Raw genomic sequence first — 16,692 nt, forward strand, 5'->3', positions numbered from 1 at the left:
AGCCCCGGGCACTTAGCTCGGTCGATAAACGCGCACATTGGCATGCCCCTCACTGAGCAAATGGTGGGCATGCAGGCGACTCATCACGCCTTTGTCGCAATACAACAGGTACTGGCGAGTAGGGTCCAGTTCCTTGAAACGAGCGTTCAATGCATAAAACGGCATCGTCTGCACCTCAATGCCAGCGAGTTCCAGCGGCTCGTCTTCAGCGGCATCCGGGTGACGGATGTCGATGATGATCTGCCCCGCCAGTGCTTCGCTGACTTCTTCGATCTGCAAATCCTGGCCCAATTCGTCGATCACGCGATCGATCGGTACCAGTTTGGCGTTCTCGAGCGCACGCTCAAGGACCGCCATGTCGAATTCTTTCTCTTCATGCTCCACGCGCGGACGCTTGGCGTGGGTCTTTGGGTTCACCGAGATGACCCCGCAGTATTCCGGCATGTGCTTGGCGAAATCGGCAGTGCCGATTTCGTTGGCCAGGTCGATGATGTCCTGCTTGTGACTGGCGATCAGCGGACGCAAGACCAGCTTGTCGGTCACGCAGTCGATCACGGACAGGTTCGGCAACGTCTGGCTCGACACCTGGGAAATCGCTTCGCCGGTGACCAGCGCTTCGATCTCCAGCCGATCGGCAATACGGGAAGCAGCGCGCAACATCATACGCTTCAAAACTACACCCATATGACTGTTATCGACTTTCCCGAGAATTTCTCCCAGTACTTCCTCGAACGGCACACTGACAAATAACACGCGTTGAGAGCTGCCGTACTTCTTCCAGATGAAGTGCGCGACTTCCATCACGCCCAGTTCGTGGGCACGTCCGCCCAGATTGAAGAAGCAGAAATGGCTCATCAGCCCGCGGCGCATGATCTGGTAGGCGGCAACAGTGGAATCGAAGCCGCCGGACATCAGCACAAGCGTCTGTTCCAGGGCTCCCAGCGGATAACCGCCGATGCTGTTGTGCTGGCTGTGGATCACGAACAACCGTTTGTCGCGAATTTCGATGCGAACTTCAATTTCCGGCGTTTTGAGCGAGATTCCGGCGGCGCCGCACTGACGACGCAACTGGCTGCCGACGTATTTCTCGACATCCATCGAGCTGAATTCGTGCTTGCCGGCACGCTTGCAGCGCACCGAAAAGATCTTCCCGGCCAGCGAATCGCCGAAATGCAGCTTGCACTTGGCGACGATGTCGTCGAAATCGCCCAACGGGTATTCATCGACCTGCAGGAAATGCGCGATGCCCGGCATGCAGCTCAGGCGTTCGGTCATCTCCTTCAGGGCTTTCGGGTCGCTGACGCGGGTTTCCAGCTCGAGGTTGTCCCACACACCGTTCACCACCACGGCCGGGTCCAGATCGCGGAGCACGGTACGGATGTTTTTGGCCAACTGGCGGATGAAACGCATCCGTACCGGGCGGCTCTTGATGGTGATCTCGGGGAAGACTTTTACGATTAGTTTCATGAAAACAGCGCGCGCTGGGCCAGCCGAAAAAGGGGGGCGCGGATTATAGCGGAAATTGCTCAAGGTTTAACCAGTTAATGTGCAGAAGGTTTTGCACGCACCAAAACAGGTCATTTATCGAATTGGACGCTACATTACAGGGCGAGGTTTGGCGCTTTTCGAGGCTTTGCACCTTTATAAGCGTGATATTGGGGCAAAAAACCCATGGTGGGGCACTGGCATGCAATTTGCTCCCTTGTGAGGCAGGTTGCCATGGCAGAGTATTCGCGCCGGCATCACCCACATTCTAAGGGCATCCACTACTAAGCCCGAAGCCACCCGGAGGACACTATGTCGAAGTCGGTTCAACTCATCAAAGATCATGACGTCAAGTGGATTGATCTGCGCTTCACGGACACCAAAGGCACTCAGCACCACGTGACCATGCCGGCTCGCGATGGGCTGGATGAAGCTTTCTTCGAAGAAGGCAAAATGTTCGACGGTTCCTCCATCGCTGGCTGGAAAGGCATCGAAGCTTCCGACATGATCCTGATGCCGGACGATTCCACTGCCGTTCTCGACCCGTTCACCGAAGAGCCGACCCTGATCCTGGTTTGCGACGTGATCGAGCCTTCGACCATGCAAGGCTACGACCGTGACCCACGTGCGATCGCCAAGCGTGCCGAGGAATACCTGAAGTCGACCGGTATCGGTGACACCGTATTCGTGGGTCCAGAGCCTGAATTCTTCATCTTCGACGAAGTGAAGTTCAAGTCCGACATCTCAGGTTCGATGTTCAAAATCTTCTCCGAACAAGGTTCGTGGATGTCCGACCAGGACGTGGAAGGCGGCAACAAAGGCCACCGTCCAGGCGTAAAAGGCGGCTACTTCCCTGTTCCGCCGTTCGACCACGACCACGAAATCCGTACCTCCATGTGCAACGCCATGGAAGAAATGGGCCTGGTCATCGAAGTTCACCACCACGAAGTGGCGACTGCCGGTCAGAACGAAATCGGCGTGAAGTTCAACACCCTGGTTGCCAAGGCTGACGAAGTTCAAACCCTGAAGTACTGCGTACACAACGTTGCTGACGCATACGGCCGCACCGCGACCTTCATGCCTAAGCCTCTGTACGGCGACAACGGTTCGGGTATGCACGTTCACCTGTCCATCGCCAAAGATGGCAAGAACACCTTCGCTGGCGAAGGCTATGCCGGCCTGTCCGACACCGCTCTGTACTTCATCGGCGGCATCATCAAGCACGGTAAGGCCCTGAACGGCTTCACCAACCCGTCGACCAACTCCTACAAGCGTCTGGTCCCAGGTTTCGAAGCTCCAGTGATGCTGGCCTACTCGGCTCGCAACCGTTCCGCTTCGATCCGTATTCCTTACGTGTCCAGCCCTCGCGCTCGCCGTATCGAAGCTCGCTTCCCGGATCCGGCAGCCAACCCGTACCTGGGCTTCGCTGCACTGTTGATGGCTGGCCTGGACGGCATCCAGAACAAGATCCACCCAGGCGACGCTGCTGACAAAAACCTGTATGACCTGCCGCCTGAAGAGGCGAAAGAGATCCCACAAGTTTGCGGCAGCCTGAAAGAAGCCCTGGAAGAGCTGGACAAAGGTCGTGCGTTCCTGACCAAAGGCGGCGTTTTCAGCGACGACTTCATCGACGCTTACATCGCCCTGAAAAGCGAAGAAGAAATCAAGGTTCGTACCTTCGTACACCCACTGGAATATGAGCTGTACTACAGCTGCTGATCCGGTAGCGCCGCGCTACGCGGCGTGACAAAAGAGAGGCCTCCTTCGGGAGGCCTTTTTTGTGGGCGAACGTCTGTCATCGGATGCACGGTTGCGTGCATCATGGCCTTCATCCGATAAAGCCGAGATGCCCCATGCGCCTACGCCCATGCCTTGCCCTGCTCACCGCCCTGCTGACCAACAGCGCTTTTGCCAGCCCGGCACCTGCCGCCCTCGCCCCGCTGCTTGGCACCATTGAAGAACGCCTGGCGATTGCCGATCAGGTTGCGCTGAGCAAATGGGACAGCGGCAAACCGGTCGAAGACCGTCAGCGCGAGCACGAAGTCATTGCCGGTGCCGTCGCCCTGGCACCTGCCTATAAATTGAGCAACGAAGCCGTCGAACAGTTCTTCTCGGCGCAGATCGAAGCCAACAAACTGGTGCAATACGCGCACCTGTCAGACTGGCATGCCCAAGGCAAGGCGCCCGACGACCCTCGTCCCGATCTCGTTGGGCAGATCCGCCCACAACTTGATCAGTTACAAAAACGCCTGCTGCAACAACTGGCCGATTTCAGCCCTTATCGCAACGACCCGCAGTGCCCGTCCTGGCTGGCCAAGGCCAATAAAACCGGCGCCCAAGCGCCTCTGCGTGAGCTCGCCCAGGTACGCGCCACCGCTGAGTTGTGCAGCGCCAGCCGCTGAGCCTGCCTGCCGACGTGCGCTGAAGTGCTCTATGCTCAGCGCTTAGTCGCCATGAACGGAACAGGGCCGGACACCTGCCCAACGGCCAATGGAAGCCTGCAATGCGCTCATTGTTGTTATGCCTGCTCGTACTGATCGCCCTGCCCGCCGCCGCGCAGATCTACAAGTACACCGACGCCAACGGCAACACTGCCTACAGCAATCAGCCGCCCGATGGCGTAAAAGCCCAGCCGGTCGAATTGCCACCGCTCAACAGCGTCGAGCCTCAACCGCCGAGCGAGTCAGTAGCACCTGTCGAAACCAACCGTCGTGAACATCCCGGCGGCGCCTATCAGGTGCTGGAACTGACGGGACTGCCCACCGAAGAAGCCCTGCGCGCCAACAACGGCACGTTCACTGTCAGCGTATTGATCCAGCCGCGCCTGCAAGGCCCTCATCGATTGAGGCTGTTACTGGATGATCAGCCTTACGGCCAATCGAGCAACGTACCGATTCTGCAACTGGTGAACATCGACCGGGGCGAACACCGCCTGGCGGTTCAGGTGATCGACGGGCAAAACGTCGTGCAACAGAGCCCCACCGTGACCTTCACTGTGCAACGGGTGCATAAGCCTTGAGGGTCTGGCTGTTGGTCGCATGCCTGATCAGCCTGCCGGCGGTGGCCGAGGTCTTTACCTACATCGACGCCCAGGGCAATCGTGTCTTCACCGATCAGCCGGGCGCCCGCAATGCCAAGCGAGTGCCACTGGCGACAAGCAATCGAATGTCGGCCAACCCGAGCGGCGCCGCACCCGTGACGAGCGTGGGGAAAAACCAGGTCAAACCGCTGTTTCATTACGACATGCTTCGTGTGCTGGTGCCGGAACCGGATGCCACGATCCGTAGCACTGCCGGCGAATTGATCGCCAGCGTTACCAGCGAACCCGGCCTGCAACGGGGCCATCGTTACCGTTTGTTGCTGGACGGCCAGCCTACCGCCGAGCCAGGCCCGAGCCCGGTGTTCGCCCTGAGCAACATCGACCGCGGCAGCCATCAACTGTCCGTGGAAATCCTCGACGAACAGGGTCGCATCGTTGAGCGCACGGCCAATCAACCGTTCCACATGTTGCGCATTTCCCTCGCGCAGAAACGTCAGGCCCAACCCTGCGTCCTCACCGACTACGGCCAACGGCCGGAATGCCCCCTCAAAGACAAACCCGAAGAAGAAAAAAGCTTCTTCTGGCGCTGATGCCGGTCAGTTAAGGCGCAGAACCTGTGGGAGCGTGGCTTGCCCGCGAAGAACGATGACGCGTAACACCTGAAAAACCGCGGTGCATCCTTCGCGGGCAAGCCACGCTCCCACAGAATTCTCGTCACTCAAATTTCTTCACCACAGGCTCTGCACTTGGTCTGGCCTTCTTCTAACTTCGTTCAGCTTTGCGCACTATATTGGTGCAACAAACTGCACCGTACCCACATTCCAACCCATTTTGGTTCGAAAGTACCCGCAAAAGCTGGCAGAACGCCACGCAAACGAGCGTCAAACGCCTGTTTCAGGCTCTAAACGCTTCTTTTCGGAGCCTTGGTTTGGTTTTTGCATTTTCCTCGTATCAGCGCTCGTTTCTTACGCGCGCTCCGCTCCAAAAGAGGTCCTGATGACCATTAGCGACGCACTACACCGCTTGCTACTCGACAACCTGACCACCGCAACCATTCTGCTCGACGCCGAACTGCGCCTCGAGTACATGAACCCGGCGGCGGAGATGCTGCTGGCCATCAGCGGCCAGCGTAGCCATGGGCAGTTCATCAGTGAGTTGTTCACCGAATCCACCGAGGCGCTGAACTCCCTGCGCCAGGCAGTCGAGCAGGCGCACCCGTTCACCAAGCGCGAAGCAATGCTGACCGCCCTCACCGGCCAGACACTGACCGTCGACTACGCCGTGACACCGATCCTGAGCAATGGCGATACCCTGCTGTTGCTGGAGGTTCACCCTCGCGACCGTTTGCTGCGGATCACCAAGGAAGAGGCGCAGCTGTCGAAACAGGAGACCAGCAAGATGCTGGTGCGCGGCCTCGCCCACGAAATCAAGAATCCGCTGGGCGGGATTCGTGGCGCCGCTCAGTTGCTCGCCCGTGAGTTGCCGGAAGAAAGCCTGCGCGATTACACCAACGTCATCATTGAAGAGGCCGATCGCCTGCGCAATCTGGTGGATCGCATGCTCGGCTCCAACAAATTGCCGTCGCTGGCCATGTGCAACGTCCATGAAGTGCTGGAACGTGTCGGTCAGTTGGTGGAGGCCGAAAGCCAGGGCTGCATCACTTTGGTGCGCGATTACGACCCAAGCATTCCGGATGTCTTGATCGATCGCGAACAGATGATTCAAGCCGTGCTGAACATCGTGCGCAACGCGATGCAGGCCATCAGCAGCCAGAACGAACTGCGCCTTGGCCGCATCAGTTTGCGTACCCGCACCATGCGCCAGTTCACCATCGGCCACGTGCGCCATCGCCTGGTGACCAAGATCGAAATCATCGACAACGGCCCGGGGATCCCCGCCGAGCTACAAGAAACCATCTTCTTCCCCATGGTCAGCGGCCGCCCGGACGGTACCGGGCTGGGCCTGGCCATTACCCAGAACATCATCAGCCAGCACCAGGGCCTGATCGAATGTGACAGCCATCCAGGCCACACCACGTTCTCGATCTTTCTGCCACTGGAACAAGGAGCCACATCGACATGAGCCGTAGTGAAACCGTGTGGATCGTCGATGACGACCGTTCTATCCGTTGGGTCCTGGAAAAAGCCTTGCAGCAGGAAGGCATGACCACGCAAAGCTTCGACAGCGCCGATGGCGTGATGAGCCGCCTGGCGCGCCAGCAGCCGGACGTGATCATCTCCGACATCCGCATGCCGGGTGCCAGCGGTCTGGACCTTCTGGCACGGATTCGCGAACAACACCCACGGCTGCCAGTGATCATCATGACTGCGCACTCTGACCTGGACAGCGCTGTCGCGTCCTATCAGGGCGGCGCGTTCGAATACCTGCCCAAGCCGTTCGACGTTGATGAAGCGGTGTCGCTGGTCAAACGCGCCAACCAGCACGCCCAGGAACAACAAGGCCTGGAAGTCCCGGTCGCCCTGACCCGCACCCCGGAAATCATCGGTGAAGCGCCGGCGATGCAGGAAGTGTTTCGCGCCATCGGGCGCTTGAGCCACTCCAACATCACCGTGCTGATCAATGGCGAATCCGGTACCGGTAAAGAACTGGTGGCCCACGCCCTGCACCGTCACAGCCCACGGGCGGCTTCGCCATTCATTGCATTGAACATGGCGGCGATCCCCAAGGATCTGATGGAATCCGAGCTGTTCGGCCATGAAAAAGGCGCATTTACCGGCGCGGCCAACCTGCGTCGCGGGCGTTTTGAGCAGGCCGACGGCGGCACGCTGTTCCTCGATGAAATCGGCGACATGCCGGCGGACACTCAGACGCGCTTGCTGCGGGTATTGGCGGACGGTGAGTTTTACCGTGTCGGCGGTCACACGCCGGTAAAGGTCGATGTGCGCATCATCGCCGCGACTCACCAGAACCTGGAAACCCTGGTGCATGCCGGCAAATTCCGTGAGGACTTGTTCCACCGCCTCAATGTGATCCGCATCCACATTCCACGGTTGTCGGACCGTCGCGAAGACATCCCGACCCTGGCCAAGCACTTCCTCAGCCGCGCCGCACAGGAGCTGGCGGTAGAACCGAAGCTGCTGAAAAACGAAACCGAGGAATACCTGAAGAACCTGCCGTGGCCCGGCAACGTGCGTCAGCTGGAGAACACCTGCCGCTGGATCACCGTGATGGCTTCGGGTCGCGAAGTGCACATCAGTGACCTGCCGCCGGAGCTGCTGAGCCTGCCACAGGATTCGGCACCGGTGACCAACTGGGAGCAAGCGCTACGTCAGTGGGCTGATCAGGCGCTGGCACGCGGTCAGTCGAGCCTGCTCGACAGCGCAGTACCGGCATTCGAGCGGATCATGATCGAAACCGCTCTCAAACACACCGCCGGCCGCCGCCGCGATGCTGCCGTTTTGCTGGGTTGGGGACGTAATACCCTGACGCGCAAGATCAAGGAATTGGGGATGAAGGTTGATGGTGGGGATGATGATGAGGGGGATGAGGGCTAGTTAGTGCTTTCAATCTTCGTCGTTCTCTAGATCCATTCGCGGGCAAGCCTCGCTCCTACAGGTCCGGTGTGAACCCCGAATGGTGGTTAACGCCGGACCTGTAGGAGCGAGGCTTGCCCGCGAAGCTTTTAGGGCCAGCGTGCACCGCATCAATGCACCATGAACCGCAATCGCGCACGACAACCGATCCGAAATCCCGCCATCACCTGCAAAGAAATCCGCATCGCAGAAATACGAAGGCCCCGATTCACGGGGCTTTCAGCGCTACTCAGCGATTTTCTGTTGCAACTTGTTAAAAACTGGCACGCCCCCTGCAATAGTCCATTCAGTGATTCAGTTCACTACCCAGTTTCGGGGACCTTGGTACAGGCAGGCCGGGGATTCCCCTCTTTACACCGGGCTCATACCGCAACAGCGACGAGCCCATCCCGTTTTGGGGTCCTTGGTACAGGCAGGCCGGGGATTCCTTCTTTACACCGGGCTCACGACGCGATGCGCGAGCCCTCCCGTTTTGGGAACCTCGGTACAGGCAGGCCGGGGATTCCTTCTTTACACCGGGCTCACGATGCAATGCGCGAGCCCTCCCGTTTTGGGAACCTTGGTACAGGCAGGCCGGGGATTCCCTCTTTTATTGCTCTCGGAGATGGATCTCCAGCCGCCAGCGGTCATCGACCTCGCTACCGGCCCAATCGCCCTGCAGTGGCCGGGCCGCCACTACCGTCAGCAACAACCCCCCATCACTCAAACGCACTCGCCAGTTCGCATTCTTGTCGTTGAGCTTGAGCTGACCTTTCTGCGCACGGCCTTCAGCCTCGAACAACAGTGCGAGGCTACCGTCGACGAACTCGCCGTGAGCCTTCGGTTCGTTGTTGAACCACACCACCAGGCCGTCATTCGTGACCTCGACCTGCTGCAATTCGCTGGGGTCGGGGGTGGTCAGGCGACCGATCATCAGGCCCACCATCACCCCGACGATCGCCAACGAAGCCATCACCCGTGGGAATAGTTTCGAACGAGGGTCCTTTGGCGGCGTAGAATGCCCGTCATCTTTACCTTCGGAGCCGTGCATGTTTCACGTCATCCTTTTCCAACCAGAAATTCCGCCGAATACCGGCAACGTTATCAGGCTGTGCGCCAACAGTGGCTGCCACCTGCATTTGATCGAACCGCTGGGCTTCGAGATGGACGACAAGCGCCTGCGCCGGGCCGGCCTCGATTATCACGAGTATGCCACCCTGCAACGCCACGCAGACCTTGCCAGCTGTCTGGAAAGCCTCGGTCATCCTCGGCTGTTCGCCTTTACCACCAAGGGCTCGCGACCGTTTCATGATGCCAGCTTCGCCGAGGGCGATGCCTTCCTGTTCGGCCCGGAAAGCCGTGGCTTGCCGGCCGAAGTGCTCGATGCACTGCCCGGCGAACAGCGTCTGCGCTTGCCGATGCGCGAAGGCTGCCGCAGCCTGAACCTCTCCAACACCGTGGCCGTCGCCGTGTATGAAGGCTGGCGTCAGCTCGGGTTTAAGTAAGCCCACGTCATCAGGCGATACGACAATCCAAATGTAGGAGCTGCCGAAGGCTGCGATCTTTTGACTTTGATTTTCAAGATCAAAAGATCGCAGCCTTCGGCAGCTCCTACACGAAGGTTTTGTTTACTCCATGAAAAAAGCGCCTTCAACGGGCGCTTTTTCCATGGAGCAAACGAAGCTTCTTTATTGAACGGTTGGAGTCTCGCCAGCCGCCTGCATGCGTTGCAGCTCTTGTGCGTACAGCGCGTCGAAGTTCACCGGGGCCAGCATCAGGGCCGGGAACGAACCGCGGGTCACCAGGCTGTCCAGGGTTTCGCGAGCGTACGGGAACAGGATGTTCGGGCAGAACGCGCCGAGCGTGTGGCTCATCGAAGCGTCGTCCAGGTTCTTGATCAGGAAGATCCCGGCCTGTTGCACTTCAGCGATGAACGCCACTTCTTCACCGTTTTTCACGGTAACCGACAGAGTCAGCACGACTTCGTGGAAGTCGCCTTCCAGAGCCTTCTGGCGGGTGTTCAGATCCAGACCGACGCTCGGCTCCCACTGCTGGCGGAAGATCGCCGGGCTTTTCGGGGCTTCGAAGGACAAGTCACGTACGTAGATGCGCTGCAAGGAGAATTGCGGTGCGGTTTCTTCTTCGCTAGCTGCAGTGTTCTGTTGGTCAGTCATCTCAGATCCTTTCTGATCTCGGGTCTTGTAGGGGTTGGCTATTTTCAAGTAAGGCAGTCAGGCCTTGAGCATGGCGTCGAGCTTGCCGGCGCGCTCCAGGGCAAACAAATCATCACAGCCGCCAACGTGGGTGCTGCCGATCCAGATCTGCGGCACGGACGTACGTCCGGCCTTCTGAGCCATCGCGGCACGCACCTGCGGCTTGCCATCGACCTTGATCTCTTCGAAGGCTACGCCTTTGTTCTCGAGCAGGTACTTGGCTCGCGAGCAATAAGGGCAGTAATCGCTGGAATAGACGACGACGTTGTTCATATCACTTCACCAGCGGCAGATTGTCGGCTTTCCAGCTGGAAATACCGCCGGACAGCTTGGCGGCGGTGAAGCCGGATTTCATCAGTTCGCGGGCATGAGTGCCGGCAGTCTGGCCCATGGCGTCGACCAGGATAATGGTCTTGGCCTTGTGCTTTTCCAGTTCGCCGACGCGAGCGGTCAGTTTGTCCTGAGGAATATTCAACGCGCCAACGATGTGACCGGCGGCAAAATCCTTGGTCGGACGAATGTCGACCACCACGCCTGCGTCCTTGTTGACCAGCCCGGTCAGTTCACCGGTGCTCAGGCTGCGGCCGCCGCCTTGCATCTGATAGGCCAATAGCAGGGCCGCCAGTACAACGAAGATACCCACGAGAATGTAGTGGTTGGTGGCGAATTGAATCAGGTGATCAACCATCGAAGGAGGTTCCAGGGCGTTAAAATGTCGGCCAGTATACACAGCCACTATGGTGGGCCAAACCCCGTCCGGCGGTGACGGCGCCGGAACTTCGCTGTAGGACGTGTTGACCCTCAATTGCGAGTCGCGCCGCGCCCCGTAAATCGCAAGACTAGGCATGAGGAGTGAGGTTTGGCGTTTCAAATAAACGACGAATAACGACGGATTGCGTTACGGGGCGTGGCCCTCCGGGTTTGCCCTGTGAGCGCGCCATGCTGCGTTGCGGGACTCGGCAAGGAAACGACCCTTACCCACGTCCCGCGCCTTGCCTGGCACGCTCACAGGGCAAACGCGACTCGCAATTGAGGGTCAACACGTCCTAAACTTGCCACTCCCTTTTCCATCGCCCTCTTTTAACTCAGCCACGAGTGGAATCTATGACTACCACGCCTAAACCTTTGGTCCTGATGATTCTCGACGGCTTCGGTCACAGTGACAGCCAGGAATCCAACGCCATCTATGCGGCGAAGAAGCCCGTACTGGACCGCCTGTGGGCCACCGTGCCGAACGGCCTGATCTCGGGCAGCGGCATGGACGTCGGCTTGCCGGACGGCCAGATGGGCAACTCCGAAGTCGGCCACATGAACCTCGGCGCCGGCCGGGTGGTGTATCAGGACTTCACCCGCGTGACCAAAGCGATCCGCGACGGCGAGTTCTTCGAGAACCCGACCATCTGCGCCGCGGTGGATAAAGCCGTTGCTGCCGGCAAAGCCGTGCACTTCATGGGCCTGCTGTCCGATGGCGGCGTTCACAGCCACCAGGACCACCTGGTTGCCATGGCCGAACTGGCCTTCAAGCGCGGCGCTGAAAAAATTTACCTGCACGCGTTCCTCGATGGCCGCGATACACCGCCGAAAAGCGCCCAGTCGTCGATCGAACTGCTGGACGCAACCTTCGAAGCCCTCGGTAAAGGCCGGATCGCCAGCATCATCGGCCGTTATTACGCCATGGACCGCGACAACCGTTGGGATCGCGTGTCCCAGGCCTACAACCTGATTGTCGATGGCAGCAGCGAATTCAACGCCGCCACCGCCCAGGAAGGCCTGCAAGCCGCCTACGAGCGTGGCGAGAGCGACGAATTCGTCAAAGCCACCAGCATCGGTGAGCCGGTCAAGGTTGAAGACGGCGACGCCGTGGTCTTCATGAACTTCCGCGCCGACCGTGCCCGCGAACTGACCCGCGTGTTCGTCGAAGACGATTTCAAGGAGTTCGAACGCGCTCGCCAGCCAAAACTGGCCGGCTTCGTCATGCTGACCCAATACGCCGCCAGCATCCCCGCGCCGTCGGCCTTCGCCGCGGGCAGCCTGGACAACGTGCTGGGCGATTACCTGGCGAAAAACGGCAAGACGCAGCTGCGCATCGCCGAAACCGAGAAGTATGCCCACGTGACCTTTTTCTTCTCCGGCGGTCGCGAAGAACCGTTCCCGGGCGAAGAACGCATCCTGATCCCGTCGCCGAAAGTCGCCACCTATGACTTGCAGCCCGAGATGAGTGCCCCGGAAGTCACCGACCGCATCGTCGAGGCCATCGAAAACCAGCGCTACGACGTGATCGTGGTCAACTACGCCAACGGCGACATGGTCGGCCATAGCGGTGTGTTCGATGCGGCAGTCAAAGCCGTCGAATGCCTGGACCTGTGTGTCGGTCGCATCGTCGAGGCGCTGGAAAAAGTCGGCGGCGAAGCCCTGATTACCGCCGACCACGGCAATGTAGAGCAGATGTCCGACGCATCGACCGGCCAGGCCCACACCGCCCATACCACCGAGCCGGTGCCGTTCATCTATGTCGGCAAGCGTGACTTCAAGGTCCGCGACGGCGGCGTGCTGGCGGATGTCGCGCCGACCATGCTGATGTTGCTGGGGCTGGAAAAGCCTGTGGAAATGACCGGGACATCGATTCTGGTGTAATCCGCCTATTCAAACACCGCCAAACCCTGTGGGAGCGAGCCTGCTCGCGATAGCAATCTGACAGCCAACATCTTTGTTGAATGTACTGATGCCATCGCGAGCAGGCTCGCTCCCACATTGGTTTGCGGTGTTTTTCAGTCCAGTTATCACACAGCCCCAATTGGGCATTTTTTTTGCTGCGCATGGCGGGCATACTAGGCCGTCCCTTTCCCTGGTGTCGCCCGCCTCTATGCTTCGCGTCCTGATAGCCCTTGCCCTGACTTGCCTGCTCCAACCGGCCTTTGCCGACGAGCGCACGCAAACCCAACAACAGTTGGACGCCACGCGTCAGGACATTGCCGAGCTGAAAAAATTGCTGGGCAAACTCCAGGAAGAAAAATCCGGGGTGCAAAAAGACCTCAAAGGCACCGAAACCGAGATGGGCAAGCTCGAGAAGCAGGTCGATGCCCTGCAAAAAGAGCTGAAGAAAAGCGAATCCGAGCTGCAGCGACTCGATGGTGAGAAAAAAAAACTCCAGAGCGCGCGCATTGAACAGCAACGACTGATCGCCATTCAGGCCCGGGCGGCCTATCAGAATGGCCGCCAGGAGTACCTCAAGCTGTTGCTCAACCAGCAGAACCCGGAAAAATTCGCCCGCACCCTCACCTATTACGACTACCTGAGCCAGGCCCGCCTGGAGCAGTTGAAGAATTTCAACGAAACCCTGCGCCAACTGGCCAATGTCGAAAAAGACATCGGCCTGCAGCAGGCGCAATTGCTGGTGCAGAAAAGCAGCCTCGACAGCCAGCGCGATGAACTCGACAAGGTCCGCAAAGAGCGTCAGCAAGTCCTGGCCAAGCTCAACGATGACGTGAAGGCTCGCGATCAGAAACTGGCGGCGCGCGAGCAGGATCAGGCGGACCTGTCTAAAGTCCTTAAAACCATTGAAGAAACCCTGGCCCGTCAGGCCCGTGAGGCAGAAGAAGCGCGGCAGAAAGCGCTGATCGCCCAGCAGGAAGCCGAAAAAAAGCGTTTACGTGAGGCTCAGGCTGAAGCAGATGCCAGCGACGCCCCACGCAAACCCGCTAAATCGACACCCGGCGCACTGGTTTCAAGTTCAGGCGAAACCTTTGGCGGCCCCTTTGCTTCCACTCGCGGCAAACTTCCATGGCCGGTTGATGGTCGTCTGCTGGCGCGCTTCGGTGAAAACCGTGGCGACGACGCCCGAACCAAGTGGGATGGCGTGATGATCAGCGCCTCCGCCGGCAGCCAGGTGCATGCCGTTCACGGCGGCCGCGTGGTGTTTGCCGATTGGCTGCGTGGCGCGGGGTTGCTGGTCATTCTCGACCATGGCAACGGTTTTTTGAGTCTTTATGGTCACAACCAGACGCTGCTCAAGTCTGCGGGTGACGTGGTAAAAGCCGGTGAGTCCATCTCCACTGTCGGTAGCAGTGGCGGGCAGGACACACCAGCGCTGTATTTCGCTATTCGTCAGCAGGGTCACCCGAGTGATCCGGCGCAATGGTGCCGCGCGCAAGGATAGGCGTTGAGTCACCTACATTAGGAGTTCGTTCGACATGCTGTATTTGTCCCGCCTTACCTCGCTGGCCCTGACGATCGCCCTGGTGATCGGCGCGCCATTGGCGTTCGCCGCTCAACCGGCCCCGACGGCCCCGGCGGTTGCGCCTGCCGGCACCGCTGCGACCACCAAGGCGCCTTTGCCGCTGGACGAGTTGCGCACCTTTGCCGAAGTCATGGACCGGATCAAGGCAGCCTATGTAGAACCGGTGGACGACAAGACCCTGCTGGAAAACGCCATCAAAGGCATGCTCAGCAACCTCGACCCGCACTCCGCGTACCTGGGCCCGGAAGACTTCGCTGAGTTGCAGGAAAGCACCAGCGGCGAATTCGGCGGCCTGGGCATCGAAGTCGGCGCTGAAGACGGTTTCATCAAAGTGGTTTCGCCCATCGATGACACCCCGGCCTCCAAGGCTGGCATTCAGGCCGGCGACTTCATCGTCAAGATCAACGGCCAGCCAACTCGCGGCCAGAGCATGACCGAAGCCGTGGACAAGATGCGCGGCAAGATCGGCCAGAAAATCACCCTGACCCTGGTCCGCGATGGCGGTGCGCCGTTCGACGTGGTCCTGGTCCGCGCCATCATTCAAGTGAAGAGCGTGAAGAGCCAGCTGCTGGAATCCGGCTACGGCTACATCCGCATCACCCAGTTCCAGGTCAAGACCGGCGAAGAGGTCTCCAAGGCCTTGGCGAAGTTGCGCAAAGACAACGGCAAGAAGCTCAGCGGCATCGTTCTCGACCTGCGTAACAACCCGGGCGGCGTGCTGCAATCGGCGGTGGAAGTGGTCGACCACTTCATTACCAAGGGCCTGATCGTCTACACCAAGGGCCGCATCGCCAACTCCGAACTGCGCTTCTCCGCCACCGGCAAGGACCAAAGCGAAGCCGTGCCAATGGTCGTACTGATCAACGGCGGCAGCGCCTCGGCCTCGGAAATTGTCGCTGGCGCATTGCAGGATCAGAAACGCGCAGTCGTCATGGGCACCACCAGTTTCGGCAAAGGCTCGGTACAAACCGTGTTGCCGCTGAATAACGACCGCGCCCTGAAAATCACCACGGCGCTGTACTACACGCCGAACGGTCGCTCGATTCAGGCCCAGGGCATCGTCCCGGACATCGAAGTGCGCAAGGCCAAGATCACCAACGAGCAGGACGGCGAGTACTTCAAGGAAGCCGATCTGCAAGGTCACCTGGGCAATGGCAACGGCGGCGCCGACAAACCGACCGGTTCCAGTGGCAAAGCCAAGGCCATGCCGCAGGATGACGATTACCAGTTGGCCCAGGCCCTGAGCCTGCTCAAAGGGCTGAGCATCACCTCCGGCCGCTGAGATGCGCCTGCGGTTGCTGCTCGGTCTGCTGTGCTGTCTGGCGGGTGTTGCTCACGCGGCGCCCGTCACGACAGTGGCCACACCTGCAAAGGCTTACCTGAGCCTGATCATCGATGACCTGGGGCAGAACCTGCCCCGGGATCGCCGCGTGCTGGCCCTGCCCGGCCCCGTCACCACGGCAATCATGCCCGATACTCCCCACGCCACAGAATTCGCCCGCGAAGCCCATCGCGCCGGCAAGATCGTCATCCTGCACATGCCCATGGACCCGGCCACCGGCCCATTTGCCTGGCATCCCGAGTTGCCCATCGAAGAACTCGAGAAGCGCCTGAACGCGGCGTTCCAGGCTGTGCCGCATACCGCCGGCATCAACAACCACATGGGCAGCCGCATGACTGCTCAGCAACCGGCCATGGCCTGGCTGATGGCGGACTTGCAGCGTCGGCACAAGTTCTTCGTCGACAGCCGCACCAGTGCGCAAACCGTGGCGGCCGCCGAGGCGCAGAAGATTGGTCTGGCGAGTGTTTCGCGGGATGTGTTTCTGGATGACGAGCCCACCGAAGCGGCGATCTTCACTCAGCTGCAGACGGCAATCAGCCTGGCGCGCAAACAGGGTTCGGCGGTGATGATCGGGCATCCGTATCCACAGACGCTGGCCGTGCTTGAGCGTGAATTGCCTAAGCTCAAGGCGCAGGGCATCGAGTGGATTGATATCAAGCAGATGATCAGCGTGCGCGGTAACAAGGCGACGGCCGGGCATGGGAAAGATGGCGTGTACCGCTAACTTGCCGCACCACAAAACCACTGTGGGAGCGAGCCTGCTCGCGATGGCGGTATGCCAGACAATAATGATGTCGACTGACACTCCCTCATCGCGAGCAGGCTCGCTCCCACATTGGTAT

16 protein-coding genes are annotated in these 16,692 nt (G+C 59.5%); 11 read left to right on the forward strand and 5 right to left on the reverse strand.

Going from position 1 to position 16,692, the window contains the following annotated elements; all coding sequences use genetic code 11:
• Positions 1-12 precede the first annotated feature (12 nt).
• The gene (gene thiI / locus KGB14_RS20420; protein ID WP_223488511.1) at positions 13-1,467 is read right to left on the reverse strand and encodes a tRNA uracil 4-sulfurtransferase ThiI; all 1,455 of its coding nucleotides are present in this window, start codon (positions 1,465-1,467) and stop codon (positions 13-15) included.
• A gap of 330 nt (positions 1,468-1,797) precedes the next feature.
• Here thiI and glnA point away from each other — a divergent pair, with 330 nt between their 5' ends.
• The 6 genes from glnA to ntrC all read left to right on the forward strand — a co-directional run bounded on the left by glnA (position 1,798) and on the right by ntrC (position 8,040).
• The gene (gene glnA / locus KGB14_RS20425; RefSeq protein ID WP_007907861.1) at positions 1,798-3,204 is read left to right on the forward strand and encodes a glutamate--ammonia ligase; all 1,407 of its coding nucleotides are present in this window, start codon (positions 1,798-1,800) and stop codon (positions 3,202-3,204) included.
• A 134-nt stretch (positions 3,205-3,338) separates the two neighbouring features.
• Complete coding sequence (locus KGB14_RS20430; protein ID WP_223488512.1) at positions 3,339-3,887, forward strand: chorismate mutase; 549 nt, start codon at positions 3,339-3,341, stop codon at positions 3,885-3,887.
• Between the two features lie 101 nt (positions 3,888-3,988).
• Positions 3,989-4,504 carry a DUF4124 domain-containing protein gene (locus KGB14_RS20435; RefSeq protein ID WP_223488513.1) on the forward strand — a complete coding sequence of 172 codons (516 nt, stop codon included), beginning with the start codon at positions 3,989-3,991 and terminating at the stop codon, positions 4,502-4,504.
• On the forward strand, positions 4,501-5,115 hold the full coding sequence (locus KGB14_RS20440) for a DUF4124 domain-containing protein (protein ID WP_223488514.1): 615 nt from the start codon (positions 4,501-4,503) through the stop codon (positions 5,113-5,115). The genes KGB14_RS20435 and KGB14_RS20440 overlap by 4 nt, the downstream gene beginning before the upstream one ends.
• Positions 5,116-5,521: 406 nt before the next feature.
• The gene (glnL, locus tag KGB14_RS20445; RefSeq protein WP_223488515.1) at positions 5,522-6,607 is read left to right on the forward strand and encodes a nitrogen regulation protein NR(II); all 1,086 of its coding nucleotides are present in this window, start codon (positions 5,522-5,524) and stop codon (positions 6,605-6,607) included.
• Entirely contained in the window at positions 6,604-8,040 is a 1,437-nt protein-coding gene (gene ntrC, locus KGB14_RS20450; protein WP_223488516.1) for a nitrogen regulation protein NR(I), read from the forward strand. The genes glnL and ntrC overlap by 4 nt, the downstream gene beginning before the upstream one ends.
• A gap of 628 nt (positions 8,041-8,668) precedes the next feature.
• On the opposite strand, the gene KGB14_RS20455 is transcribed toward ntrC, so the two are convergent.
• The gene (locus KGB14_RS20455; protein WP_223488517.1) at positions 8,669-9,109 is read right to left on the reverse strand and encodes a hypothetical protein; all 441 of its coding nucleotides are present in this window, start codon (positions 9,107-9,109) and stop codon (positions 8,669-8,671) included.
• Here KGB14_RS20455 and KGB14_RS20460 point away from each other — a divergent pair.
• A complete protein-coding gene (locus tag KGB14_RS20460) occupies positions 9,108-9,563 on the forward strand; it encodes a tRNA (cytidine(34)-2'-O)-methyltransferase (RefSeq protein WP_007949025.1) in 456 nt (151 codons plus the stop codon). The two genes, KGB14_RS20455 and KGB14_RS20460, sit on opposite strands and share 2 nt — an antisense overlap.
• 183 nt (positions 9,564-9,746) lie before the next feature.
• Here the strand turns inward: KGB14_RS20460 and secB are convergent, their stop codons facing one another.
• From secB to KGB14_RS20475, 3 genes are read right to left on the reverse strand one after another with little or no spacing between them, the layout of a single operon-like run.
• The gene (secB, locus tag KGB14_RS20465; protein WP_007897410.1) at positions 9,747-10,232 is read right to left on the reverse strand and encodes a protein-export chaperone SecB; all 486 of its coding nucleotides are present in this window, start codon (positions 10,230-10,232) and stop codon (positions 9,747-9,749) included.
• A gap of 57 nt (positions 10,233-10,289) precedes the next feature.
• Positions 10,290-10,544, reverse strand: a complete 255-nt coding sequence (gene grxC / locus KGB14_RS20470) for a glutaredoxin 3 (protein WP_007939440.1) — start codon at positions 10,542-10,544, stop codon at positions 10,290-10,292.
• 1 nt (position 10,545) lies between these two features.
• Positions 10,546-10,959: a rhodanese-like domain-containing protein gene (locus KGB14_RS20475; RefSeq protein WP_223488518.1), complete on the reverse strand. Its 414-nt coding sequence runs from the start codon at positions 10,957-10,959 to the stop codon at positions 10,546-10,548.
• Between the two features lie 416 nt (positions 10,960-11,375).
• On the opposite strand from KGB14_RS20475, the gene gpmI reads away from it, so the two are divergent.
• From gpmI to KGB14_RS20495, 4 genes are all read left to right on the forward strand, one after another.
• Positions 11,376-12,905 (forward strand): 2,3-bisphosphoglycerate-independent phosphoglycerate mutase, encoded by a 1,530-nt coding sequence (gene gpmI / locus KGB14_RS20480; RefSeq protein ID WP_223488519.1) that lies wholly within the window; start codon positions 11,376-11,378, stop codon positions 12,903-12,905.
• 229 nt (positions 12,906-13,134) lie between these two features.
• Positions 13,135-14,427 (forward strand): murein hydrolase activator EnvC family protein, encoded by a 1,293-nt coding sequence (locus tag KGB14_RS20485; RefSeq protein ID WP_223488520.1) that lies wholly within the window; start codon positions 13,135-13,137, stop codon positions 14,425-14,427.
• A gap of 34 nt (positions 14,428-14,461) precedes the next feature.
• Positions 14,462-15,790 carry a S41 family peptidase gene (locus KGB14_RS20490; protein ID WP_223488521.1) on the forward strand — a complete coding sequence of 443 codons (1,329 nt, stop codon included), beginning with the start codon at positions 14,462-14,464 and terminating at the stop codon, positions 15,788-15,790.
• A gap of 1 nt (position 15,791) precedes the next feature.
• A complete protein-coding gene (locus KGB14_RS20495; RefSeq protein WP_223488522.1) occupies positions 15,792-16,574 on the forward strand; it encodes a divergent polysaccharide deacetylase family protein in 783 nt (260 codons plus the stop codon).
• Positions 16,575-16,692 lie beyond the last annotated feature (118 nt).

Origin of the sequence: Pseudomonas sp. A-RE-19 (genome assembly GCF_019956555.1) — a bacterium.
GTDB lineage: Bacteria > Pseudomonadota > Gammaproteobacteria > Pseudomonadales > Pseudomonadaceae > Aquipseudomonas.